This window comes from Vibrio sp. GJ43-1 (assembly GCF_055808835.1).
The window spans coordinates 940833-962632 of record NZ_CM147884.1; the positions used below are offsets into that span (position 1 = coordinate 940833).

Genomic DNA, 21800 nt, shown 5'->3' on the forward strand with positions numbered 1-21800 from the left:
TAGGATCAGCAATGGCACTTTATCAGCAATTTTCAAACGCTTTATCTGCGTCATTAATCGATAGCTCTAAGATTATTCTCGCGTTGAGTGGTGGTATGGACTCGCGCGTATTATTGCGATTGCTTGCTATTTATGCCAAGCAACACCCGACCCGACAATGTCCTGCGGTTCACATTCACCATGGGCTGAGTGATAACGCTGAGCGATGGCTAGCGGACTGTCAGCGTTGGGCTTCTGAAGAGGGAATTACGTTTGCGGCAGAGAGAGTGCAGCTTAGTCTTAGTGATAGAGAAAGTGTGGAAAAGGCTGCGCGCGACGCTCGATATCACGCGTTAGGACAATATGTTGAAGCGGATGATGTTTTATTAACAGGGCAGCATTTAGATGATCAAGCCGAGACGTTTTTACTGGCGCTAAAACGTGGGAGCGGACCGAAGGGGTTATCCTCAATGGCAGAGGATATGGCTTGGGGAAAAGGGCGTCTTGTTCGCCCTCTTTTGACAACTTCTCAATCGGCTATTGCCTCTTTTGCTCAGCAAGAAAAGCTTGAATGGGTCGTGGATGAGAGCAATGAGGATACGCGTTTCGATCGTAACTTTCTTCGTCATCAAGTGCTGCCTATTCTTAATCATCGTTGGCCGAGTTTTGCTCATGCTGTACATCGAAGTGCTCGTTTATGTGCACAGCAAGAAACGTTACTTCATGAAATGCTGCGCCCAGAGCTGGACGCGATGCTTGGCGCGTTGGGTGGACTATCCATATCAGCATTGACGCCCTTGTCCGCTGTGAAGCGTGATTATTTGTTGAGGCTGTGGCTGGAGTTGCTGTCAGTCGCGCTTCCTAGTGAGCGGCAGTTACAGGTACTTTGGCAAGAAGTGGCCTGCGCCCAAGATGATGCGAATCCAGAGTTGAAGTTAACCTCAGGCTCTATAAGGCGCTTTGATGGGCAATTATATTGGGTTACTCATAGTCAAGATGTGTCGGGGAGTTCGCAATGTTGGGACTTATCGAGCAAGTTACCTTTGCCCGATGATTTGGGGAGTGCTGCGTGTTATCAGTGCTACTCAACTAGACAACGATGACATTAAATCGCTCAGCGCTAACGGCGCCCGTCACTGTCACGTTTAATCCGGAAGGTCTCAGTGCTCATCCTCAGGGGCGCCGCGGTTCGCGGAAAATGAAAAAATTATATCAAGAGTACAGAATACCAAGTTGGCAGCGTCGTCGTTTGCCTATCTTAATGGCCAATGAGAAAGTGGTAGCGGTGGCTAACTTATTTGTCGATAAAGCTTTTTATGGTTCAGATTGTGAACTAATTTGGGACAAAGTGAACCAATTTCATGTCACAATCGTAAGCATAATAAATCGCCAGATACGGGAAGGCGTCTCCGATAACTTGTTATCTGGTATATATGGAAATAGCAAAAAGGTAATGCAATGAATAAATTCGTGATAGGTGCAGCACTCGCTGTCAGTGTTTTGAAGTGGAACCGCAGTAGCGGCTGACGTACAAGCAGGTAAGGCAAAAGCAGCGATTTGCGCCGCTTGTCACGGAGCCGATGGCATGGCTGTGATACCGGGTTATCCACACCTTAAAGGTCAGAACGAACAATATTTAGTGTCATCCATTAAGGCATACAAAAACAAAGATCGTAATGGTGGCTTAGCGGCAGTGATGCAAGCTCAGGCTTCTATGCTTAGCGATGAAGACATCGCTAATGTTGCCGCTTACTATGCAAGCTTGAAGTAATTATTACAAAAAATTCTAATCTAGAGCCCGAAGTTGTCCTTCGGGCTTTTTTGTTTTGATTGATTGTTTTTACTGGCTACCAGATAATATCGACATAAAAGTGATGTAAGGGAAGAACATGAAAAAGATTGAAGCGATTATCAAACCTTTTAAGCTAGATGACGTACGTGAAGCGCTAGCAGAAGTGGGTATCACAGGTATGACGGTATCTGAAGTTAAAGGGTTTGGGCGTCAGAAAGGACACACCGAGCTTTACCGCGGTGCAGAGTATATGGTGGACTTCCTTCCTAAAGTGAAACTGGAGATTGTTGTCTCTAGCGATGTTGCGGACCAGTGTGTTGATACTATTATTGAAACCGCTCAGACGGGCAAAATTGGTGATGGTAAAATCTTTATTACCGATATCGATCGTGTAGTACGTATTCGTACTGGCGAGGAAGATGAAGACGCAATTTAATCCAATTCGGATACACTGTAAAAAGGAGTAGTTATCTACTCCTTTTTTTATTGGGAGGTCGTAACAAATGAAAGTGAAGTGGCTGATATGGGGAGTCTTTGTTGTCACCCTAATGATGTTCGGCGGTTTCCAGCTGATTTTTACTACGCGAGCTACCCCTGAAGTGACGTCCATTCATAGCGGTAACGTCGCCACAGAGCTTAAATGTTATCAAAGCGATAGTGCGCAAGCTATCGATGATGCCGTGTAGGTTGAATATATTGGTTTGGAACATCTATAAGCAGAACCGTGAAAACTTATTGTCTGAGCTGGAACGTTTGTCTAAGGGTAAGCAGCTTGCGTTGTTGCAAGAGGCAAACCTCGACGCGTCTTTTTTGCAATGGCTAAAGGAATCCAGTTGGAGTGGCCAGCAAGCCAGCGCTTTTAAGGCCTTTGATGTGTCTGCAGGCGTGCTTAATCTTAGTACTCACATGCCGTCAATTGCGTGTGCTAATTTGCAAGTTGAACCATGGTTGCGCTTACCTAAATCGGGCTTATATGCAGAGTACGTATTAAGTAATGGGACAAAACTCATTACCGTAAATCTTCACTCTGTTAACTTTACGGTCGGGACTGAGGAATATCAGGCGCAGTTAGAGTCGTTTAAACAGGTGCTAATTAGCCATAAAGGTGCGCTGTTGATTGCTGGGGACTTTAATAGCTGGAGCGAGGAACGTCTTGAGGTTTTGCGCGGTGTGCTCAAAAAGTACCACATTAAAGAAGTGACCTTTAAAGATGATAACCGAAAGCGCTTTATTACTGGTTTGCCGCTAGACCATATTTTTTATCGCGGAATGACGCTATTGTCTTCATCCTCACCGCCATCCACGGCATCGGATCATAACCCCATGATGGCCGAGTTTCGTCTTGATTGATGAGTTGTGAGTAGCCCATAAAAAAACGGCCTAGATAGGCCGTTTTTGATTTTTCTTTAGTAATAGTGATGACTTATCTTTGTAAGATTAAGCGATTAAGCGATTAAGCACTGGTTTTAGTGACATCAACATAAAGCTTGAGTTTTTGGCCAGGCTTTAAGTATCGCTGTTTTTCAAGACTATTCCATTTGACGACGTCATTAGTGCGGAACATTAAATTTATGCGCAATGCCGCTGACGGTATCGCCACTTCTCACCGAATAAAATACCGTTCGAATGATGGCACCATTTGACTGGTCTTTCCAAATGACAATTTCTTGCCCAATACGAAGGGTATCTCTTGGTCCCATGCCGTTCCATTTTGCTAACGATTGATGAGACACTTTGTTGGCTTTTGCAATCGACCACAAACTATCACCACTGGCGACTTTATGGGTGATCTTGTAATTACCACGAGATGTTGACTGTGTCTTTGCTAGGCGGTTAGAGGCACTTAACGCGTAGATGTCATCATTTTTCGTTGAAGTCGGGACCAGTAAATACTGGCCAGCGCGAATGTTGTTATTTCTTAATCCGTTCGCTTTTTGAATGACTTTGGTCGTGGTTTGATGTTTTTGTGCAATCACGCTTAACGAATCCCCAGATTGAACCTTATAACGTACCAGGCGCATGCCTTTTCCGCGGTTTTTCTCTAGTTCTTCTTGGAATTGCTCAACACTTGCTATTGGCAGTAGTAACGATTGTGGCCCTGATGGTGCCGTCGCCCATTGGTTATAGGCAGGGTTATAACCTTGCAATTCTTTCACTGAAATACCAGCATATTTTGCCGCGATGGCTAAATCGAGCTGCTCTTCTGGATCGATCAACTGTAATGCTGGTTGGTTTGGGATCGCAGGGATGTTGAGACCGTACTTTTCTTGATTGGCGAGTACGTCAGCTAGCGCAAGTAATTTAGGCACATAGCTGCTGGTCTCTTTCGGGAGATCAAGCGAGAAGAAATCAGTAGGTTTGTTGAGTTTTTTGTTTTTACGAATGGCGCTGTTTACACGTCCACCACCACTATTATAAGCCGCGATAGCATGATGCCAGTTACCATCAAAACGTTTATTAAGTTGCGTTAGGAAGTCTAATGCTGCGGTTGTCGAGGCGGTGACGTCTCTTCGTCCGTCATACCAATAGGTTTGCTCTAGTCCGAATGCTTTGCCTGTTGCGGGGACGAATTGCCATAAGCCTGCGGCACTGCCATGTGAATAAGCAAAGGCATCAAACGAACTTTCAACGACAGGTAGCAGTGCTAACTCTAAAGGTAGCCCACGCTTTTCAATTTCCTCGGTAATTAAATAAAGGAATGGCTGAGCGCGTTGTGAAACCGTTTTTAGGTGACTTGGGTGCTTGATGTACCATTGGCGATAGTAATCGACTTTAGCGTGGTCTGGCGTTGGCATTTTCAGCTGCATCGCAATACGCTTCCACACATCTTCTTGTTGCTGCGGGGTAAGGGCTTTAGGTTCCGCGACAGCAGGCTCAACAGAAACAGGTGTAGTGGTTGTAGTTTTGGCTGTTTCTGAAGGAGAGTTGGTCGGCTCTGTTGTGTTACTGCTTGAATCTGGCTGAGTCATTTGACACCCAGCCAGCAACAGGGCTAAGGCCCAACTGATTTTCTTATGCATACTCTTTACTACAAACGGTTACTTGAACGGTCGTGCATAATACTAATACGGTTGGTGCCAATACAAGCAGGAAAACGTTAAAATTCGTTTTTCCACTCACGCAATGCGGTAAAAGTAGACACAGGATCGTTGTTGATGGTTCTATTTGCAACGGATTTCATCACTTCTATTTGCTGGGTTCGCAAGAATGGATTGATGCGTTTTTCGATGGAAATAGAAGTGGGTAGGGTCGGAATGCCTTGCACTCGTTTCTTATTGGCCTGCTCTCGATAGTCATGAAGAAAAGCATTATGAGGCTCAATCGCCATGGCGAAGGCAAGATTACTTAGCGTGTACTCATGAGTGCAGTACACGTCAGTTTCTTCTGGCAGTAACGTGAGTTTTTGTAAAGAGTTGAACATTTGCTCCGGTGTGCCTTCAAAAATTCGACCACACCCGGCTGAAAATAACACATCACCACAAAATAGTTTTGCGTCGCCAACATAGCCAATGTGGTCGAGGGTATGCCCGGGTAAATCTAAGACTAAGAATTCTTCACCAAATAAGTGAATGCGGTGTCCTTCGGAGACTTGATGCGTTAAGTACGGAATAGCGTCGTTTTCTGGGCCTATTACGGTGAGATTAGGGTACTTGGTGACGAGTGCTTCAATACCATTAATATGATCCCAGTGATGATGGGTAATCATGATGGTGGTGAGTTCGAGCTGATTTTTTTCTAAATAGGCAATGACGGGTTCTGCGTCACCAGGATCGACAACAGCGCACAACTTCTGGTTATTTTGAATCAGCCAGATGTAATTATCATTAAATGCGGGTATGCTTTTGATATGTAACATTGTTGTTTCTCCAATTCACTTTGAGAGAGAGCGCGAAAATATGAAGCCAGCACGCAGCAAGAAAAAGCTCGACCATCCCCATTCTTGGGAAGAACTTGCCAACGGTCAATGGGTTTCTGAATCTATTCAGACTCGTTTGGATGAGTGGTGCCCAAAGCTTTTTGGTTATCATATGCTTAAACTCGGTGGCTTAAGCTGTGAGTTGACAAGCTGTAACTGCAATATACAGCATCAAGTTAATTTAGACGCTAAAAACCCACTGCACAATGTGATCGCTGATCGTTATGACTTACCTTTCTTAGAAAAAAGTTTTGATGCGGTGATTCTTGCTCACCAACTTGAGTACTGTGATGATCCCCATCGCTTATTGCGCGAGGTTGACCGCGTGATGATCGATGATGGTTACCTTATTATCACCGGGTTTAATCCGATTAGTTTTACCGGGCTTGCGAGCTTGATGCCTTGGAGGCGCAACAACTTTCCATGGAGTGGACGTATGTTTACGCCCAATCGAATTCGTGATTGGTTAAGTGTACTTAACTATCAGGTGATCCACGCTGACACCTACGCGCTGTTTCCGATGAAGCGACATCGCACCATGTGGACATGGTTAGAGGGTAGCGTGGGGGACTGGGCTTCACCGATGGGGAGTTTGTATTTTATTGTTGCTCGAAAGCGGACGTATCCGCTGAAACCAATAAAGCCGCATTGGCAGTTAAAGAAAAAGCTCACGCTTGGTGAGCTTGAATTATCGAACCGCCGATAAACGCAAGACTAACTAGGCTGATAGCCTACATCGTCTTCGGTCGGGTTTTCAGCCCCATGTCTTGCCAGTTCATCACACATTTCATTTTCGCGGTGGCCAGCGTGCCCTTTGACCCAGCGCCAATCGACAGAATGGCGCGCGGTCTCTTCATCTAGCGCTTTCCAAAGGTCGGCATTTTTCACGGGTTTCTTGTCGGCGGTTTTCCAACCGCGCTTTTTCCAGTTGTGAATCCACTGTGTAATGCCTTGACGTACATACTGACTATCGGTGGTAAGAATGACATTGCACGGCTCTTTGAGTGTTTTAAGTGCCACGATGGTCGCCATCATCTCCATGCGATTGTTGGTTGTGAGCTGATAGCCTTTGGATAATTTTTTCAGTTTGTTTATAGCGCAGTACGATGCCATACCCGCCAGGTCCAGGATTACCTAAGCAAGATCCGTCCGTGAAAATTTCAACCTGTTTCGCCATGATTTGATACTATGTAGGTCTGTAACTTTATTTCTATAGTCTGACATACAAAACATCATGAATACCAGTCTCAATTCAGAACAACGCAGAATCATCGTACTCGATACGGAAACGACGGGTATGAACCGTGAAGGTGGTCCTCACTACCTAGGGCATCGAATTATAGAAATTGGTGCGGTTGAGATCATCAATCGAAAGTTCACCGGAAGGCACTTCCACGTTTATATCAAGCCCGATCGTCTGATCCAGCCTGATGCGATTGCCGTTCACGGTATTACGGACGAATTCTTATTAGACAAACCAGAATATAAGCAAATCCATGCAGAATTTCTTGAATTCATTGCTGGTGCTGAGCTGGTGGCTCACAACGCGCCCTTCGATGTGGGCTTCATGGACCTTGAGTTTTCCATGGTGGATACGAGCATTGGCAAAACGGAAGATCATTGCAAGGTTACCGATACCTTGGCAATGGCAAAGCGTATGGCCAACATGCCCGCCAGGAAAAACCTTGATTCCTTAGCGAAGCATTACACCATCGACACCTCTGCACGTATATTGCACGGCGCTTTACTCGATGCGGAAATTCTTGCTGACGTTTATTTAGCCATGACAGGTGGGCAGACGCACTTACAGTTTAATGCTAGCCAATCTGGGGACTCGGACTCAGAAATGATCAAAAGATTAACGACAGGACGAAAAGCGCTAAAGGTTTTGCATGCAACGGCCGATGAAATAGAAGCGCATAATTCGCGCTTGGATATCGTAGCAAAAGGCGGTAACTGTTTGTGGCGTCAGTAGGAGAAAGGCATGCAGAGGATTTTCATAGCGTTTAGTCTGTGGTTGACGCTCATTGGGACAGCGATGGCCAATGAGTCTGCTATGTCATTTTTGGATAACCGATTTCGCGTGGACGAAACCGTCGAGCGAATTACGTTTCTTGTTTATCGCAAAGATAATTCTCGTCCGGTCACTTTAGTTCGCCCTGATGGCAGAAAATACTATGCTTGGAAACACCCTGCCAACGTGCATTGGATTGAAGAGCCTACCGCCGATATTGTGACGATTGAACGTCCGATGCCTGGTCCTTGGCAAGCCATTGGTAAAGTCACGCCGAAGAATAATATCCAACTAGTCTCTAAGCTGTCGTTAAAAGCGCAAACCCTGCCTGAGCGCCTGTACCAAGGTGAAAAGGTGAAATTTACTGCTCGTCTTCTCAGTGATGGGGCGCCGCTTATTATCGACAGCATTCTGACTCATGTGAATTTAAAAGTGGTCATGACACGCTACCTTGAGGAGCAAGAGGCCAAGGACTCCAAAGTAACACCTATTCCTATTGTTATCGGTGAGTTTTTCGATGATGGTGCTAGGCTCGATGAGCGTTCTGGAGATGGTATCTTTACCGTTGAACTTCCTATTACCATCGAGCCGGGTAAGTATAATGTGCGAATTACCACGGGTAATGGTGTATTTCTTCGGGCGTTAGAGCAAGAGGTGTTTGTCTATCCGACCCCGTTTGTCACTCGCTTTATACAAGGTGATGAAAACTCGCCTCATCAACTATTACTGCGTGGTGAAGCGGCCACTATCGAAGCTGGCAGTTTGGCGACATCAATTGAGTTGATCTCTCCTAGTGAGAGTGAGCAGGTTGTGCAAGCTCAAGCGGATGGCAGTGAGATGGAAGTGACGTCACTGTTTACCGATCTTAATGAAGTGGGAACCTATCATTGGTCTGGGCATGTTTATGCCGATGAGGCGGTGACAGAGCGCGAGCTCGTCTTTGATTTACCTAGTCGCTCATTTAGTGTGGTGGGAGCGATTGACCTGAACAAAGCACAAGAATTGCAAGAGGCAGCTCGAGAAGCGAAGAAGAAAGCACAGCAAGAAGCGCAAATCGCGCAACATCGAGCAGAGGTAAAACAGCGTGCGTTTATTGCGATTGTGGTTGGTAATACGGTATTGCTGCTGGTGGGTGCGTTGGTATGGTGGATTGTCAGACGAAAACGGGCAATACGTGCGGTGACCCCTGAAATGCAGCTGAAGATGCCAAGCTAACCGGTAAGGGCGCGCTGCGGTCGACTCCGTGGCTTATGGAACAAAAAATGCCAACCGTGTGGTTGGCATCTTATTATGAGTATGAAACTAGGCTAATCTCTATCTTCAACTTCCTCTCTATCGCGGTTTATGCCACTTCCTCCATGGCTGGATAGACTGGCTTTGCTGCGAGTTCCTCTGATGCGAAGTCGTCGACATTAATGGTATAGAGACGATGAGCTTCCGCTGTTTTTAATACCATCGCTTCGTCTTGACCAATAATGCCTTTTTCTAAACCGATTTCAGCGACGCTATCGAGGTTCGTGAATGGGCGACGTTGACCTAACTCTTTGCATATTTTATTGAAAATAGGTTCGGCTTTTAATACCACTTCTAAAGCAAGTTCAATACGACCAGCAGGGTTAAACTCCGTCGGTTCTAAGTATTGACCGCGGCCAAGGCGGCTACGTGCACCGCAAGGCGTTTGAAGGATTCGCGCCACCTGGCTATCGAGTTTATCCGACGGGGCGACTCTCACCGTGCCAAACGGTAAAACCACAACGCGTAACAAGCGACCAATAGTTTTATTTGGGAAGTTGGTTAAAAAGTCATCGAGTGCTTGTTCGGTTTGCTTCAGGCTGTCTTGCAGGCCCCAGTGCATCAGCGGAAGATCTTCGCTTTGACGACCTTCATTATCGAAGCGCTTTAGGGCTGCCGTGCTCAAATACAACTGACTCAAAATATCACCCAGACGAGCAGAGAGGCGTTCTTTACGCTTCAGTGAACCGCCGAGTACCGCCATCGAGACGTCTGATAACAAGGCAAGGTTGGCGCTGTAACGGTTAAGCTGTTGATAGTATCGTTTCGTGGCATCTTTATGAGGCGTGTCGGAACCTCGTCCATCAGTGATGCCTAACCATAAGCTGCGAATGAAGTTACTAATGGCAAATGACACGTGTCCAGCTAGCGCTCGGTCAAAGTCTGAGACGGCGCTGCCCTGCGTTGAGTAGGCGGCTTCCATTTCTTTTAGGACATAAGGGTGACAACGAATCGCACCTTGCCCGTAAATGATCATTGAACGTGTCAGGATATTCGCGCCTTCTACGGTAATCGCAATTGGTGCACCTTGGTAGCCTCGTGCCAGGAAGTTTGATGGACCAAGACAGACGCCTTTACCGCCAACAATGTCCATTGCATCGATAATGGCGCGCTGACCTCGGTGCGTACAGTGGTACTTAACAATGGCAGAAATCACCGATGGTTTTTCACCCAAATCGATACCTGTGACCGTTAGACTGCTTGCCGCGTCCATCACGTAAGCATTACCTGCAATACGTGCTAATGGCTCTTCAATACCTTCCATATGGCCGATAGGCTGTTTAAATTGACGACGGATACGTGCGTAGGCTCCTGTCGCTAATGCCGCTGTTTTGATGCCACCAGTGGAGTTTGAAGGCAGGGTAATACCACGACCGACTGACAGACACTCAACTAACATGCGCCAGCCTTGACGTACCATCTTAGGCCCCCCAATGATGAAATCGAGAGGAACGAAAAGAGACTGCGCTTTAGTCGGACCATTTTGGAACGGCAGATTTAATGGGAAATGACGATTACCGATTTCCACACCTTTAAGGTCGGTAGGGATCAGCGCACAGGTGATCCCTAAATCAGTTTTGTCTCCAATTAGACCATCGGGATCTCTAAGCTTAAAAGCCAACCCTAGAACCGTTGCCACGGGGGCTAATGTGATATAGCGCTTGTTCCATGTGAGATTCATCCCCAAGACTTCTTTACCTTCCCATTGACCCTTGCACACAACGCCAAAGTCAGGGATAGATCCTGCATCGGAGCCAGCCTCTGGACTTGTTAATGCAAAGCATGGAATTTCTTTGCCGACAGCGAGACGAGGCAAGTAATAATCTTTTTGTTCTTCGGTTCCATAATGTTGCAATAATTCACCTGGACCCAGTGAATTAGGGACACCAACGGTAGAGGATAGGACGCTGGATACATCGGTTAGTTTTTGTAGTACCAGTGATTGAGCGTAAGCGGAAAATTCTAACCCACCGTATTGTTTCTTAATGATCATGGCGAAAAATTTATGATCTTTTAGGTACTGCCAAACGTCGGCAGGAAGATCGGCAAGTTCGTGAGTGACTTGATAATCGTTGACCATCGCACAGACTTCGTTGACTGGCCCATCTAAAAAATCTTGCTCTTCTTGACTCAGCTTAGGTGCGCTGATGTGTTGCAGCGTTTGCCAATTTGGTTTGCCTTTGAATAACTCAGCTTCCCACCATACTGTACCAGCATCGAGTGCTTCTTTTTCTGTTTGAGACATCGCTGGCAGCACTTTCTTAAAAAGTGCGAGTGCTTTTTCTGATACGAGTGTTTGACGTATCGCTGGAACACAAGTTACCGCGATGAGTAGCACATAGACACTCCATGCAATAAAGCCAAAAGTGCCAAGTAGTGTTCCTATTGCCATAGCTGCAGAAACAAGTAAAAGAGATTTTGCTAACGATGCACGTTGATAAAAGCTAACGCCAACCGCTCCGAGCAATATGACAGTAGAGAGCAAGATGTCCATGATGGTTCCTTTATCTGGGTATAGTTATTGGATTTTTGGTGTTGTTATTGGATTTATGACGCCTCTCTATAAGTATAAATAGCAAAGGTAGGAGGTCGTACCAGTTGTTATTGTAAACTAATTATTGCGAAAATGTAAAATTTGAAAGTGTTGGTTATCACAGAATAAGGATATGGTGAGTATTGTCTTGAGGAAGTTTTGAATGGATTAACATAAAAAATTGATGATGTGGAGCCGATTGAACTGTGATGGCTATCGACAGTCTCTCTGATTTATAGGTACACTCAAGTTAATCGATAACAACCGAACCTATCGGTGCAACAAAGAGAAGAGCCCTATGTACCAAGATCTGATTAAAAGTGAATTAAGCGAAGCAGCAGATGTCTTGAATGCGTTTTTAAGTGATGACGATAACATCGCAAAAATTGAAGCTGCAGCAAAAATGATAGCGGCGTCGTTTAAGCAAGACGGTAAGGTTTTATCTTGTGGTAATGGCGGTTCTCATTGTGATGCGATGCATTTTGCTGAAGAGCTGACAGGGCGCTATCGTGAAAACCGTCCAGGTTATGCTTAGGTATTGCAATTTCTGACGTGAGTCACCTTTCTTGTGTGAGTAACGACTTTGGGTATGAGTATGTCTTTTCGCGTTATGTTGAAGCCGTAGGGCGCAAAGGGGATGTTCTGTTTGGTCTGTCTACCTCAGGTAATTCTGGTAATATTCTTAAAGCGATTGAAGCGGCAAAAGAGAAAGGCATGACGACCATTGCCTTGACTGGCAAAGATGGTGGAAAAATGGCCGGATTAGCGGACATTGAAATCCGTGTGCCACATTTCGGCTATGCTGATCGAATTCAAGAGATTCATATTAAAATTATCCATATCATCATTCAGTTGATTGAAAAAGAAATGGAATAGTTGCTGTATCCAGCGGCGAACAATAGAACAATAGGTTATGGAGAATAAGGAACGTAATGTGTGAATTGCTTGGCATGAGCGCCAATGTGCCAACGGACATCTGTTTTAGCTTTACTGGTTTGATTCAGCGAGGCGGAAATACAGGTCCTCATAAGGATGGATGGGGAATTACTTTCTATGAAGGGAAGGGCTTTAGAACGTTTAAAGACCCAAACCAGAGTTGTGATTCGCAGATTGCTGAGTTAGTGCAAAGTTACCCGATAAAAAGCCGAGCGGTGGTGAGTCACATTCGTCAGGCCAACCGTGGTCAAGTGAACTTAGAAAATACGCACCCTTTTACTCGAGAGCTTTGGGGACGCTATTGGACATTTGCACACAATGGTCAATTGAGTGATTACCGGAGTTTGAAGACCGGACGTCATCGCCCAGTCGGTGAAACGGACAGTGAACTGTCGTTTTGTTGGTTGCTCAATACGTTGGAAAGCCGTTTTCCTGAGCCGCCACAAGATATGATGGCTATGTTTGCTTATGTGGCGGAGTGTTGCGATGAGTTACGTCAGTTTGGTGTCTATAACATGATGCTGAGTGATGGTGAGTTTGTCATGACATTCTGTACTAATCATCTGTATTGGATTACTCGCAAAGCGCCTTTTGGTAAGGCAACGTTATTGGATGAAGATGTCACCATTAACTTCCAAATGGAGACCACGCCGAATGATGTGGTTTCAGTGATTGCTACGCAGCCGTTAACGCTAAATGAGACTTGGCATCGAATGAAGCCAGGAGAGTTTAACCTGTTTCATTTTGGTGAGTTGGTATTGAGCAATTCTGAGCAATTGAAGGATGTTCCATACGCGGCAGCAAAACCCGCGAGTCAGGCACCGACGGAGCCGTTATAGCGCAAGTGATATTGAATGCCAATTTTGATTGTTTTCTTAATTGAGTTCATTGAAATAGTGGCAGCATTAAAAAAGCGAGTGCTAACAACACTCGCTTTTTTGTATCTGCATTTTGCTAGTTAAAGCTGTGCTTTGTTATTGATCAGCGTAACCTTGAACACCAAGCTCTTGGCCATCAAGTATCGCTTTGCTGCCATCCATAGACAGGCGATCTTCGACAAACCATTTTACGACTAATGGGTAAATTTGGTGCTCTTGGGTTTGAATTCGTTGTTCTAGAATTTCCACCGTGTCGTTATCAAATACTGGCACCTTCGCCTGTAAAATGATCGGCCCACCGTCCAACTTTTCAGTGACGAAGTGGATGCTAGTACCATGATGCTCATCGCAGTTATCAATGGCGCGTTGATGCGTATTGAGACCCGGATATTTTGGTAATAGTGAAGGATGAATATTGATCATTCTCCCCATATAGTGGCGCACAAATTCACCACTCAAAATACGCATGTAACCAGCGAGTACCAATAAATCAGGGTTATGCACGTCAATGCGGCGCATAAGCTCGGCATCGAAGGCTTCTCGTGATTCACTGGCTTTTGGATCAAGGAACTCAGCTTCGGCACCGGCTTTTCTTGCCCGCTCTAAAGCAAAGGCTGATTCTTTATTCGAGAATACAGCGCGCACTTTTGCGTTGGTGATCGACGTTTCACAAGCATCAATAATCGCTTGTAAATTCGTGCCATTCCCTGAAACTAAAACAACGATATTCTTCATGAATTACTTGATCTCTACTTGCTCTTCACCAGCTTCGGCAGTTGCGATCTCACCAATCACCCAAGCGTTTTCACCTTCAGCTTGTAGCAAAGCTACCGCAGTGTCAGCTTGTTCTTTTGGAAGCGCGACAACAAGACCTACGCCACAGTTAAATGTACGGTACATTTCAAATGTTTCGACATTGCCTTTCTCTTGTAGCCAGTTGAAGATAGCAGGCCATTCCCAGCTCTTACCGTCGATAACCGCTTTCGTTCCTTCAGGAAGTACGCGAGGGATGTTTTCCCAGAAGCCGCCGCCTGTGATGTGAGAAATAGCATGAATGTCATGCTCTGCGATCATTTTCAATGCCGACTTGATATAGATTTTTGTTGGTTCTAGTAGGTGCTCGCCAATGGTGCGCTCACCTAGAATTTCATTTTTGTCTGCGCCTGATACTTCAAGCACTTTGCGGATCAAAGAGTAGCCATTTGAATGCGGGCCACTTGAACCTACAGCAATGAGAGCATCACCTGCCGCCACTTTTGTGCCATCAATGATGTCTGCTTTTTCTACGACACCAACACAGAAGCCAGCAACATCGTAGTCATCACCTTCATACATGCCAGGCATTTCAGCGGTTTCACCACCAATGAGTGCACAGCCTGCTTGAACACAGCCTTCAGCAATACCAGAAACAACATCTGCAGCCGTATCAACGTCTAACTTGCCTGTCGCATAGTAATCTAAGAAAAATAGCGGCTCACCACCTTGAACGATAAGATCGTTCACACACATGGCGACTAAGTCGATACCAATGGTGTCGTGTTTTTTCAGGTCTAGTGCAAGGCGAAGTTTTGTGCCGACACCATCAGTACCTGAAACCAATACAGGCTCTTTGTATTTAGTTGGCAGCTCACATAAAGCACCAAATCCACCGATGCCTCCCATTACTTCAGGGCGACGAGTGCGCTTAACTGCGCCTTTAATACGGTCAACTAACGCGTTACCTGCATCAATGTCTACACCAGCGTCTTTATAGCTTAGGGAAGTGTTGTTTCCGCTCACGGGACAGTCCTCGATAAATAATTGGAAGTGAAAAGCGGCGCTATTCTAACAGGGGTTTACGTAAAAAGGAAAACGTTTGCGTAAGAAAATTTAAACTATTTTTTAAGGTACGGTTTAACAAGAATAAGCAGGATTAGATCAAACTTTTCTGTGGAAAGTTGCCTTTAATGACGAAACTCAACTGAAATAAGCCGATAAAGCATGTATAATTTTGGCGTTTTGTAAAAATTGCCGGAGTTGGACATGAAAGTTGTTGAAGTTAAACACCCACTTGTTAAGCACAAACTTGGTTTGATGCGCGAAGGGGACATCAGCACAAAGCGTTTTCGTGAGCTTGCGACTGAAGTTGGTAGCTTGCTGACTTATGAAGCAACTGCAGATTTTGAGACTGAAAAAGTCACAATTGAAGGTTGGAATGGTCCCGTTGAAGTGGATCAGATTAAAGGTAAAAAAGTCACGGTTGTTCCAATTCTTCGTGCTGGTCTAGGTATGATGGATGGCGTTCTTGAGCATATGCCAAGTGCACGTATTAGTGTTGTTGGTGTTTACCGTGATGAAGAAACACTTGAGCCAGTGCCTTACTTTAACAAACTAGCATCAAACATGGACGAGCGTATTGCGCTAGTTGTGGATCCAATGCTAGCAACGGGTGGTTCAATGATCGCCACTATCGATCTTCTTAAAGAGAAAGGTTGTAAGTCGATTAAAGTACTTGTACTAGTTGCAGCGCCGGAAGGTATTGAAGCGCTAGAGAAAGCGCACCCTGAGGTGGAGCTTTACACTGCTGCTATCGATGAATGCTTGAACGACAAAGGTTACATTGTTCCGGGTCTTGGTGACGCGGGTGATAAAATCTTCGGTACATTGTAATTCCGAGCGGCGATAATTAAGTCATTCGTTGCTTAGATTACGATTGAATTGGTGATTAAAAAGGCTGACATCATGTCAGCCTTTTTTTGTCTATAGCGTTTTAGTCTTCCATTTGTGCGTTATCAACGACCTTGTTTTCACCTAGGTCATGAGGCAGAACAAGATTCAAGATAATCGCGACGATACCACATAAGCTCACGCCTTGAAGGCTGAAATCGCCAATACCAAAAGCCATACCGCCAATACCGAATACCAGAGTAATCGCAACAATTACCAGGTTGCGTGACTTATGAAGGTCGACATTGTTCTTAATTAATGTATTGAGGCCGACCGTCGCGATTGAGCCAAAGAGTAAGATCATTATGCCGCCCATAACCGGGACCGGAATCGTTTGTAGCACTGCCCCGAGTTTTCCAACCAGCGCAAGTACAATTGCCGTTACCGCTGCCCACGTCATAATGACAGGGTTGAATGCTTTAGTGAGCATTACTGCCCCTGTCACTTCGCTATAGGTGGTGTTAGGTGGCGCGCCCATCATTGATGCTGCGATTGTTGCAACCCCGTCACCCGCGATAGTGCGGTGTAAACCTGGTTTTTTAAGGTAATCTTTTCCAGTTACATTGGAAATAGCCAGCATATCACCGACATGCTCTACTGCAGGAGCAATAGCCACTGGTAGCATAAACAGGATGGCATTGATGTTGAATTCAGGTGCGGTAAAGTTAGGAAGGGATAACCACGCGGCCTGAACGACAGGGCTAAAATCAACCACGCCAAAAATAAGGCTGGTGATGTAACCTGCTAGGATACCGCTCACGATAGGAAGTAGCTTAAGGAAGCCTTTAGAAAAAACGCTCACGCCTACGGTGACTAGCAGTGAGATAGCAGAGATCCACAGCGATGCATCAGCTGCGATAAGCTGAACACTACCGTCACTGGTTTTACCCAGCGCCATATTAACAGCAACAGGTGCAAGGCCAAGGCCGATCACCATAATGACTGGACCAACGACCACGGGAGGCAGTAGTTTATGAATGATCGCGACGCCGCGCACTTTGATGAGTACGCCCATTAAGACGTAAACCACCCCGGCTGCCATTAGACCCCCCATGGTCGCCCCCACGCCCCATGTCTGAATACCAAACATGATTGGAGCGATGAACGCAAAAGAAGAAGCAAGGAAAATGGGTACGCTGCGTTTAGTTATCAGTTGGAAAAGAAGGGTACCAACGCCGGCGCCAAATAGGGCAACGTTAGGGTCAAGCCCTGTTAGCAAAGGGACAAGAACTAAGGAACCAAATGCAACGAACAGCATTTGCGAACCTTGAAGAATTGTTTTCATTATTTAATATTCCAAGCAAGTCATAAGCACACCCAACCGCAGTCAGGCAAATTCGCGCGATAGTATCACTTTGTAATCGATTACTTAATGATCTTGGTAAATAAATCCGCTTTATTGTTACAAATATCTCAATACTTGCTGTGCTATTCTATTCTATCTGTGGGTGTCGAGATCGCCTTGTGCTTGGATAATTTAACCAAACCTTGAACCAGTCTGCTTGCTCCTGTCCTCATGTTTGCTTATTATTCCGACTTATATCTTTGTTATTTAGGATTCCTATGCGTTATTTTGCTTGGTTGTTGGTTGGATTATGTTCGTTACCAGCGTATGCGTTGACTAAAGTTGATATTTACTCAACTCAAATTGCGGTGAATACGGAAGAACCAAACGCCGATGAAATTGCACGTCAGCAGGGAATGCTAGAGGTGCTTGTGCGTGCTAGTGGTGACGCGAGTGTCGCGTCAAATAGTGTCGTTAAAAAAGCACTGGGCCAGAGCTCTCGGTATATTTCTCAGCTTGGCTATACTCAAGTTGATGGTCAGCAAGCGTTAAACATGAAGTTTAATAGCAATCAAATTGATGTGTTATTACAACAAGCTGAATTGACATCTTGGCCAGCAGAGCGCAGTAACATCATGGTATGGCTAGTTGAAGATAATGGTTACGATCGTACCATCACGTGGGAACATAGTAACTCTGCAATGGCGACTCAGTTGCGTGCTGAGGCGAAAAAGCGTGGCTTACCATTAACGTTTCCTGTTGGGGACTTTGATGATATGACCGAGTATCCAGTCGACTGACTTATGGGGTGGCTTTGTTAGCTCAATAGGACAGGCGACGATGCGTTACCCTGTTGATGCCGTGATGGTGATCAAAGCGGATGGTCGCCAGCTACGTTGGTCTTTATATGATCAATCTCCTGCTAGTATGGGTAAAACACAGATTGCTCCCATTACTCGGTGGCACATCTGGAGAGCAAGCGGCGCAAAGCGTAATTGCTCAAGTGAGTGATTACTACGCATCGAAAAATACCTCAGTCGTCAGTGGTGACAGTGCGGGTACCGTAACTGTCGCTTTTAATGGTCTAGCGAACGCCGATGCTTTCTTTACCTTAGAGCGCGCGTTAGGTCGACTTGCCTCGACGGCTCGTGTCGATGTGGCAGAAATTCGTGGCAATAATGTTATCGTCCGTGTGGCGTTATTAGGTTCTATCGACTCTTTTGAGCAAGAAGTACTTAAGCTTGGTTTAGTTAAGAAAGTTGAAGTGGTTGAAGAGGTTGCTGAAGAGGTACTTGAAGCCGCTGAACCGAAGCAACTGCCAGAGACTTCAGCATTGGTATCAGCGGAAGAGACGCTTCAACCCCCTAATGAAGCGGGTGCAAATGTTTCTGATGTTAATGTATCTGATGGCTTAGAGTCGTCTACAACCGACTCTTCGGCAGAGACTGCTAGCGATGATAAAACGGCGTCGGGGTTAATCTCAAAACCTAAGCTTGTATTTGAGTGGTTGTACTAACGTCGCGTTAGTCATATTAATGACAGACAGCAAATAATAAAAAAGGAGGCTCAGCCTCCTTTTTTATTGGTTATTGTTTCTTTTCAAAGGTTTCTTTTTCTTTTTTCTCAACGCTGGATAGGCGCGGTAATCTTAGCCCCATTTCTTTCCCTTTGACTCTGGCATAAAGCGTATTGCCGATGAAAGTGAGTGTCGTGAGCAGTAACTCTATCGCCGCTAACCAACGTTCACCTTCATCGGTGTATAACAAAGTAAAGGCGTGTAAGAAATAGAGCATGAGCATGAAGTTAGCCCATGCATGCGTATAAGGTTTACCAGCAAGGATACCGGGTAAAGGCAGCAGTAGTGGAATCGCCCATGCGACGGTAATGGCAAGCGCATTAACGTGCGGGTGAGGCGAAAGGGTGCTGTGCCATAAAATGACCCATGTGAGTAATGCTAAGTTGGTAAACAGAGCAAAGTAGCGAACGTAGTGAACTTTTGGTTGCAATCGTGTCATGTCCATTATGATTGTTTAAGCTGTTTTGCCATGGTCGCCAAGCGCTTGCCGAGTGCGAGCGATAGCGTGGCTTCTTCTGCTGTCAATTGGTTGCTGTCATTGGCAACATGAGAGGCGCCGTATGGGGTGCCGCCAGAGGTAGTGGTGTGGAGTAAAGGCTCGCTGTAGGGGATCCCCATGACGAGCATTCCATGGTGCAACAATGGCAGTAGCATTGACTGCTGCACGGTTTCTTGCCCGCCGTGTAAGCTGGATGATGAAGTAAACACACAGGCAGGTTTATCAATAAGTGAACCACTGATCCACAAGCTCGAGGTTTGATCCCAAAAGTGTTTCAATGGTGCTGCCATGTTACCAAACCAGACTGGACTTCCCATCGCCAGACCGTCGCATTGCTTCAAGTCATTGAGTGTTGCGAAGGCGTCACTAGCTTCACTTTGGGTGGTGTTGAGTTCTTCAACCGTCCTTAATATCGCCTCACAGCCTGCGACACTCTCCACTCCTCTCGCGATCGCGCGGGCTAAGTGGCGAGTGCTACCGTGTCGGCTGTAGTACAGCACTAAAATACGGCAAGGCACTATATAATCTCAAGCACTTGCTCTGGTGGACGTCCGTGTTTGGCTTTGCCATTGCTCACGACAATTGGACGTTCAATAAGTTTTGGGTTTTCAAACATTGCTTGAAATAATTGCTCATCAGTGATTGTTGTATCAGCTAGATTGAGTGATTTATAAAGATCTTCTTTGGTTCTCATCATGGCACGAACACTGTCTAGCTCAAGCTGTTTAAACAGTGTCTTTAGCTCGCTGACACTAGGTGGCGTATCGAGGTATTTCACGACATCGGCTTGAATGCCTTTTTCTTCCAGTAGCGCTAACGTTTGGCGGCTTTTAGAACAGCGAGGGTTGTGAAAAATAGTGACTGACATGTAGATTCCTTTTTATTGTAGTGCCATAAAACGGTCTCGTTGAACCAGTAGCTGGTCTATTCGAGCGTCATAGCGGGCTTGTTTTAAACTTCCTAACTCGGCAATTTGGCTAGCTTGTGAGTAGAGCTGTATCGCCTTATCCCATTGCGCATTGAGTGCCATAATTTCGCCACGCGCCGCCAAATCACCATCACTATTACTCAATTTAATATGAGCTTCAGAGAGTAAGTGCCAACCATTGGTATCATCGGGGTGATCATGGGTGTAGCGCTGTAATACTTGAACGGTTTGCTCTAATTGGTCACTTTCTAGTAATGCATTGGCATAGTTGAGAGTAATAACCGGGTTATTGGGTTTGGTCTTTAAGGCTTTTTGCATCAGCTGCACCGACTTCTCAGGCTTACCTTGTGCAATATAAAGATCGGAAGCGGCATCAAGATAGAAGTTATCGTTTGGTCTTGATTTAAGCAGTTTTGTTAAAATAGCTTCGGATTTATCGAGCTGATTATTATCTAAATAAACGAGTGCTTTACCGTACTCAAAAGAGTCTTTAATGGCAGGGTCAGCTTTCTTTGCTGTGCGCTCGAACCAATCTAACGCAGCACTTTGTTTTATGTTGGCGTAGCGGGCAACAACCCTTGCTCTTGCTAGGTGATAATCAATAGAAGGCAATACGCGCAATGGTGGGTAGTTTTGCGCACGTGCTCGCGTATCGGTAATACGATCTTCGGGTAATGGGTGAGTCAGTAGCATGGGTGGCGGTTTGCTGGCATAGCGATAGTCATCAGCAAGTCGGCCAAAGAAACGAGGCATGTCATTCACATCAAATTTAGCCCGAGCCAACGTCGCGATGCCAAAACGGTCTGCTTCTTTTTCATTACTTCGCGTGTAGTTAATGGACGCTTGCATTGATCCTGCGGTCGTTGCTGTTAGCGCCGCCATACCAGCTTGAGGAGAGGCAATCGCCAGTAGTAATGACCCTACGAGCGCTGCGACCGTAGCGGGTGACCGTCGTGCTTCGTCCTCCATTCTTCGCGCCAGGTGTCTTTGAGTGACGTGGGCAATTTCGTGCGCCATCACAGAGGCAAGTTCGCTTTCCGTGTGGGCATGAAGAAATAATCCGGTGTGCAAGGCGACATGACCACCAAAAAATGCGAAGGCGTTAATGTTGCGGTCACGAATCATAAAAAAGGTGAACGGCGTTTTTACGTCATTGGCACTGGATACTAAGCGATGCCCAATAGAGTCAACATACTCATTCATTACCGGGTCGTTGACGATTGGCGAACTTGCTCTCAGCATTCGCATATAGGCGTCACCATAGATGATTTCTTGATCTATGGTTAATGTGGCGCCTGCTGCCGTACCAATTTCAGGCAAATCCGCCTCTGCATAGGTGACTTGCGGCACACCTAGGGCTGTCGCAACACATAGGCAAACTAAAGAACGGGCGCGTTTTAACATACTGATTCAAGTAACTCCTGTGATTTGGTAGTTTTGACCATTAATGTTGAGCTTGGTTTCC

The 21800-nt window shown here is 45.7% G+C and carries 21 protein-coding genes and 4 pseudogenes; 14 read left to right on the forward strand and 11 right to left on the reverse strand.

Annotated elements, in window-relative coordinates:
* Positions 1-11: 11 nt before the first annotated feature.
* The 5 genes and pseudogenes from tilS to AC0L66_RS04450 form a co-directional block, all read left to right on the forward strand.
* Positions 12-1327 (forward strand): annotated as a pseudogene (gene tilS, locus AC0L66_RS04430) (tRNA lysidine(34) synthetase TilS); the annotation flags it as partial.
* 207 nt (positions 1328-1534) lie between these two features.
* A complete protein-coding gene (locus AC0L66_RS04435) occupies positions 1535-1750 on the forward strand; it encodes a c-type cytochrome (RefSeq protein WP_473569184.1) in 216 nt (71 codons plus the stop codon).
* 118 nt (positions 1751-1868) lie between these two features.
* Positions 1869-2207 carry a nitrogen regulatory protein P-II gene (glnB, locus tag AC0L66_RS04440; protein WP_250618351.1) on the forward strand — a complete coding sequence of 113 codons (339 nt, stop codon included), beginning with the start codon at positions 1869-1871 and terminating at the stop codon, positions 2205-2207.
* Between the two features lie 67 nt (positions 2208-2274).
* Entirely contained in the window at positions 2275-2457 is a 183-nt protein-coding gene (locus tag AC0L66_RS04445) for a hypothetical protein (RefSeq protein WP_473568485.1), read from the forward strand.
* Between the two features lie 10 nt (positions 2458-2467).
* Complete coding sequence (locus AC0L66_RS04450) at positions 2468-3121, forward strand: endonuclease/exonuclease/phosphatase family protein (protein ID WP_473568487.1); 654 nt, start codon at positions 2468-2470, stop codon at positions 3119-3121.
* Positions 3122-3224: 103 nt separating this feature from the next.
* Here the strand turns inward: AC0L66_RS04450 and AC0L66_RS04455 are convergent.
* Together AC0L66_RS04455 and gloB are read right to left on the reverse strand one after the other, a co-directional pair.
* A pseudogene (locus tag AC0L66_RS04455) lies at positions 3225-4644 on the reverse strand (lytic transglycosylase); the annotation flags it as partial.
* Between the two features lie 224 nt (positions 4645-4868).
* Positions 4869-5627 carry a hydroxyacylglutathione hydrolase gene (gene gloB / locus AC0L66_RS04460; RefSeq protein ID WP_265674534.1) on the reverse strand — a complete coding sequence of 253 codons (759 nt, stop codon included), beginning with the start codon at positions 5625-5627 and terminating at the stop codon, positions 4869-4871.
* Positions 5628-5667: 40 nt separating this feature from the next.
* Between gloB and AC0L66_RS04465 the strand changes: the two genes are divergently transcribed.
* The gene (locus AC0L66_RS04465) at positions 5668-6393 is read left to right on the forward strand and encodes a class I SAM-dependent methyltransferase (RefSeq protein WP_473568489.1); all 726 of its coding nucleotides are present in this window, start codon (positions 5668-5670) and stop codon (positions 6391-6393) included.
* Between the two features lie 8 nt (positions 6394-6401).
* Here the strand turns inward: AC0L66_RS04465 and rnhA are convergent.
* Positions 6402-6864, reverse strand: a pseudogene (rnhA, locus tag AC0L66_RS04470) (ribonuclease HI).
* A gap of 57 nt (positions 6865-6921) precedes the next feature.
* On the opposite strand from rnhA, the gene dnaQ reads away from it, so the two are divergent.
* Together dnaQ and AC0L66_RS04480 are read left to right on the forward strand one after the other, a co-directional pair.
* The gene (gene dnaQ, locus AC0L66_RS04475) at positions 6922-7662 is read left to right on the forward strand and encodes a DNA polymerase III subunit epsilon (protein ID WP_265674537.1); all 741 of its coding nucleotides are present in this window, start codon (positions 6922-6924) and stop codon (positions 7660-7662) included.
* Between the two features lie 9 nt (positions 7663-7671).
* Entirely contained in the window at positions 7672-8916 is a 1245-nt protein-coding gene (locus tag AC0L66_RS04480) for a TIGR03503 family protein (protein ID WP_473568490.1), read from the forward strand.
* Positions 8917-9043: 127 nt separating this feature from the next.
* Here the strand turns inward: AC0L66_RS04480 and fadE are convergent, their stop codons facing one another.
* Positions 9044-11488 carry an acyl-CoA dehydrogenase FadE gene (gene fadE / locus AC0L66_RS04485; RefSeq protein WP_473568492.1) on the reverse strand — a complete coding sequence of 815 codons (2445 nt, stop codon included), beginning with the start codon at positions 11486-11488 and terminating at the stop codon, positions 9044-9046.
* A gap of 337 nt (positions 11489-11825) precedes the next feature.
* On the opposite strand from fadE, the pseudogene lpcA reads away from it, so the two are divergent.
* Together lpcA and AC0L66_RS04495 are read left to right on the forward strand one after the other, a co-directional pair.
* A pseudogene (gene lpcA, locus AC0L66_RS04490) lies at positions 11826-12403 on the forward strand (D-sedoheptulose 7-phosphate isomerase).
* A 56-nt stretch (positions 12404-12459) separates the two neighbouring features.
* Positions 12460-13302, forward strand: a complete 843-nt coding sequence (locus AC0L66_RS04495) for a class II glutamine amidotransferase (protein ID WP_473568494.1) — start codon at positions 12460-12462, stop codon at positions 13300-13302.
* Positions 13303-13437: 135 nt separating this feature from the next.
* Here the strand turns inward: AC0L66_RS04495 and purN are convergent, their stop codons facing one another.
* Both purN and purM read right to left on the reverse strand, forming a co-directional pair.
* On the reverse strand, positions 13438-14076 hold the full coding sequence (gene purN / locus AC0L66_RS04500; RefSeq protein WP_265674542.1) for a phosphoribosylglycinamide formyltransferase: 639 nt from the start codon (positions 14074-14076) through the stop codon (positions 13438-13440).
* 3 nt (positions 14077-14079) lie between these two features.
* Entirely contained in the window at positions 14080-15120 is a 1041-nt protein-coding gene (purM, locus tag AC0L66_RS04505; RefSeq protein WP_473568496.1) for a phosphoribosylformylglycinamidine cyclo-ligase, read from the reverse strand.
* 243 nt (positions 15121-15363) lie between these two features.
* Here purM and upp point away from each other — a divergent pair, with 243 nt between their 5' ends.
* Positions 15364-15990, forward strand: a complete 627-nt coding sequence (gene upp / locus AC0L66_RS04510; protein WP_265674544.1) for a uracil phosphoribosyltransferase — start codon at positions 15364-15366, stop codon at positions 15988-15990.
* Positions 15991-16090: 100 nt separating this feature from the next.
* On the opposite strand, the gene AC0L66_RS04515 is transcribed toward upp, so the two are convergent.
* A complete protein-coding gene (locus AC0L66_RS04515) occupies positions 16091-17332 on the reverse strand; it encodes a uracil-xanthine permease family protein (protein ID WP_265674545.1) in 1242 nt (413 codons plus the stop codon).
* A 278-nt stretch (positions 17333-17610) separates the two neighbouring features.
* Here AC0L66_RS04515 and AC0L66_RS04520 point away from each other — a divergent pair, with 278 nt between their 5' ends.
* Genes AC0L66_RS04520 through AC0L66_RS04530 form a run of 3 tightly spaced genes read left to right on the forward strand, consistent with a single transcriptional unit; the run spans position 17611 to position 18848 of the window.
* Positions 17611-18132, forward strand: a complete 522-nt coding sequence (locus tag AC0L66_RS04520; RefSeq protein ID WP_473568498.1) for a DUF2066 domain-containing protein — start codon at positions 17611-17613, stop codon at positions 18130-18132.
* Positions 18133-18172: 40 nt separating this feature from the next.
* Positions 18173-18343, forward strand: a complete 171-nt coding sequence (locus AC0L66_RS04525; protein WP_473568500.1) for a hypothetical protein — start codon at positions 18173-18175, stop codon at positions 18341-18343.
* Positions 18276-18848 (forward strand): hypothetical protein, encoded by a 573-nt coding sequence (locus tag AC0L66_RS04530; RefSeq protein WP_473568502.1) that lies wholly within the window; start codon positions 18276-18278, stop codon positions 18846-18848. Before AC0L66_RS04525 ends, AC0L66_RS04530 begins: the two co-directional genes overlap by 68 nt.
* A 70-nt stretch (positions 18849-18918) precedes the next feature.
* Here the strand turns inward: AC0L66_RS04530 and AC0L66_RS04535 are convergent, their stop codons facing one another.
* From AC0L66_RS04535 to bepA, 4 genes are read right to left on the reverse strand one after another with little or no spacing between them, the layout of a single operon-like run.
* Positions 18919-19347: a DUF2069 domain-containing protein gene (locus tag AC0L66_RS04535; RefSeq protein WP_473568504.1), complete on the reverse strand. Its 429-nt coding sequence runs from the start codon at positions 19345-19347 to the stop codon at positions 18919-18921.
* A 5-nt stretch (positions 19348-19352) separates the two neighbouring features.
* Positions 19353-19925 (reverse strand): NAD(P)H:quinone oxidoreductase, encoded by a 573-nt coding sequence (gene wrbA / locus AC0L66_RS04540; RefSeq protein WP_473568506.1) that lies wholly within the window; start codon positions 19923-19925, stop codon positions 19353-19355.
* A complete protein-coding gene (arsC, locus tag AC0L66_RS04545) occupies positions 19925-20275 on the reverse strand; it encodes an arsenate reductase (glutaredoxin) (protein ID WP_265674548.1) in 351 nt (116 codons plus the stop codon). Before arsC ends, wrbA begins: the two co-directional genes overlap by 1 nt.
* A gap of 12 nt (positions 20276-20287) precedes the next feature.
* Positions 20288-21739 (reverse strand): beta-barrel assembly-enhancing protease, encoded by a 1452-nt coding sequence (gene bepA, locus AC0L66_RS04550; RefSeq protein ID WP_265674549.1) that lies wholly within the window; start codon positions 21737-21739, stop codon positions 20288-20290.
* Between the last annotated feature and the right edge of the window lie 61 nt (positions 21740-21800).

Excerpts from the sequence above, each read along its gene's own strand:
- glnB (WP_250618351.1), top strand. The coding sequence starts at position 1,869 with ATGAAAAAGATTGAAGCGATTATCAAACCTTTTAAGCTAGATGACGTA.
- AC0L66_RS04445 (WP_473568485.1), top strand. The coding sequence starts at position 2,275 with ATGAAAGTGAAGTGGCTGATATGGGGAGTCTTTGTTGTCACCCTAATG.
- gloB (WP_265674534.1), bottom strand. The coding sequence starts at position 5,627 with ATGTTACATATCAAAAGCATACCCGCATTTAATGATAATTACATCTGG.
- AC0L66_RS04465 (WP_473568489.1), top strand. The coding sequence starts at position 5,668 with ATGAAGCCAGCACGCAGCAAGAAAAAGCTCGACCATCCCCATTCTTGG.
- dnaQ (WP_265674537.1), top strand. The coding sequence starts at position 6,922 with ATGAATACCAGTCTCAATTCAGAACAACGCAGAATCATCGTACTCGAT.
- AC0L66_RS04480 (WP_473568490.1), top strand. The coding sequence starts at position 7,672 with ATGCAGAGGATTTTCATAGCGTTTAGTCTGTGGTTGACGCTCATTGGG.
- fadE (WP_473568492.1), bottom strand. The coding sequence starts at position 11,488 with ATGGACATCTTGCTCTCTACTGTCATATTGCTCGGAGCGGTTGGCGTT.
- AC0L66_RS04495 (WP_473568494.1), top strand. The coding sequence starts at position 12,460 with ATGTGTGAATTGCTTGGCATGAGCGCCAATGTGCCAACGGACATCTGT.
- purN (WP_265674542.1), bottom strand. The coding sequence starts at position 14,076 with ATGAAGAATATCGTTGTTTTAGTTTCAGGGAATGGCACGAATTTACAA.
- upp (WP_265674544.1), top strand. The coding sequence starts at position 15,364 with ATGAAAGTTGTTGAAGTTAAACACCCACTTGTTAAGCACAAACTTGGT.
- AC0L66_RS04515 (WP_265674545.1), bottom strand. The coding sequence starts at position 17,332 with ATGAAAACAATTCTTCAAGGTTCGCAAATGCTGTTCGTTGCATTTGGT.
- AC0L66_RS04520 (WP_473568498.1), top strand. The coding sequence starts at position 17,611 with ATGCGTTATTTTGCTTGGTTGTTGGTTGGATTATGTTCGTTACCAGCG.
- AC0L66_RS04525 (WP_473568500.1), top strand. The coding sequence starts at position 18,173 with ATGCGTTACCCTGTTGATGCCGTGATGGTGATCAAAGCGGATGGTCGC.
- AC0L66_RS04535 (WP_473568504.1), bottom strand. The coding sequence starts at position 19,347 with ATGACACGATTGCAACCAAAAGTTCACTACGTTCGCTACTTTGCTCTG.
- arsC (WP_265674548.1), bottom strand. The coding sequence starts at position 20,275 with ATGTCAGTCACTATTTTTCACAACCCTCGCTGTTCTAAAAGCCGCCAA.
- bepA (WP_265674549.1), bottom strand. The coding sequence starts at position 21,739 with ATGTTAAAACGCGCCCGTTCTTTAGTTTGCCTATGTGTTGCGACAGCC.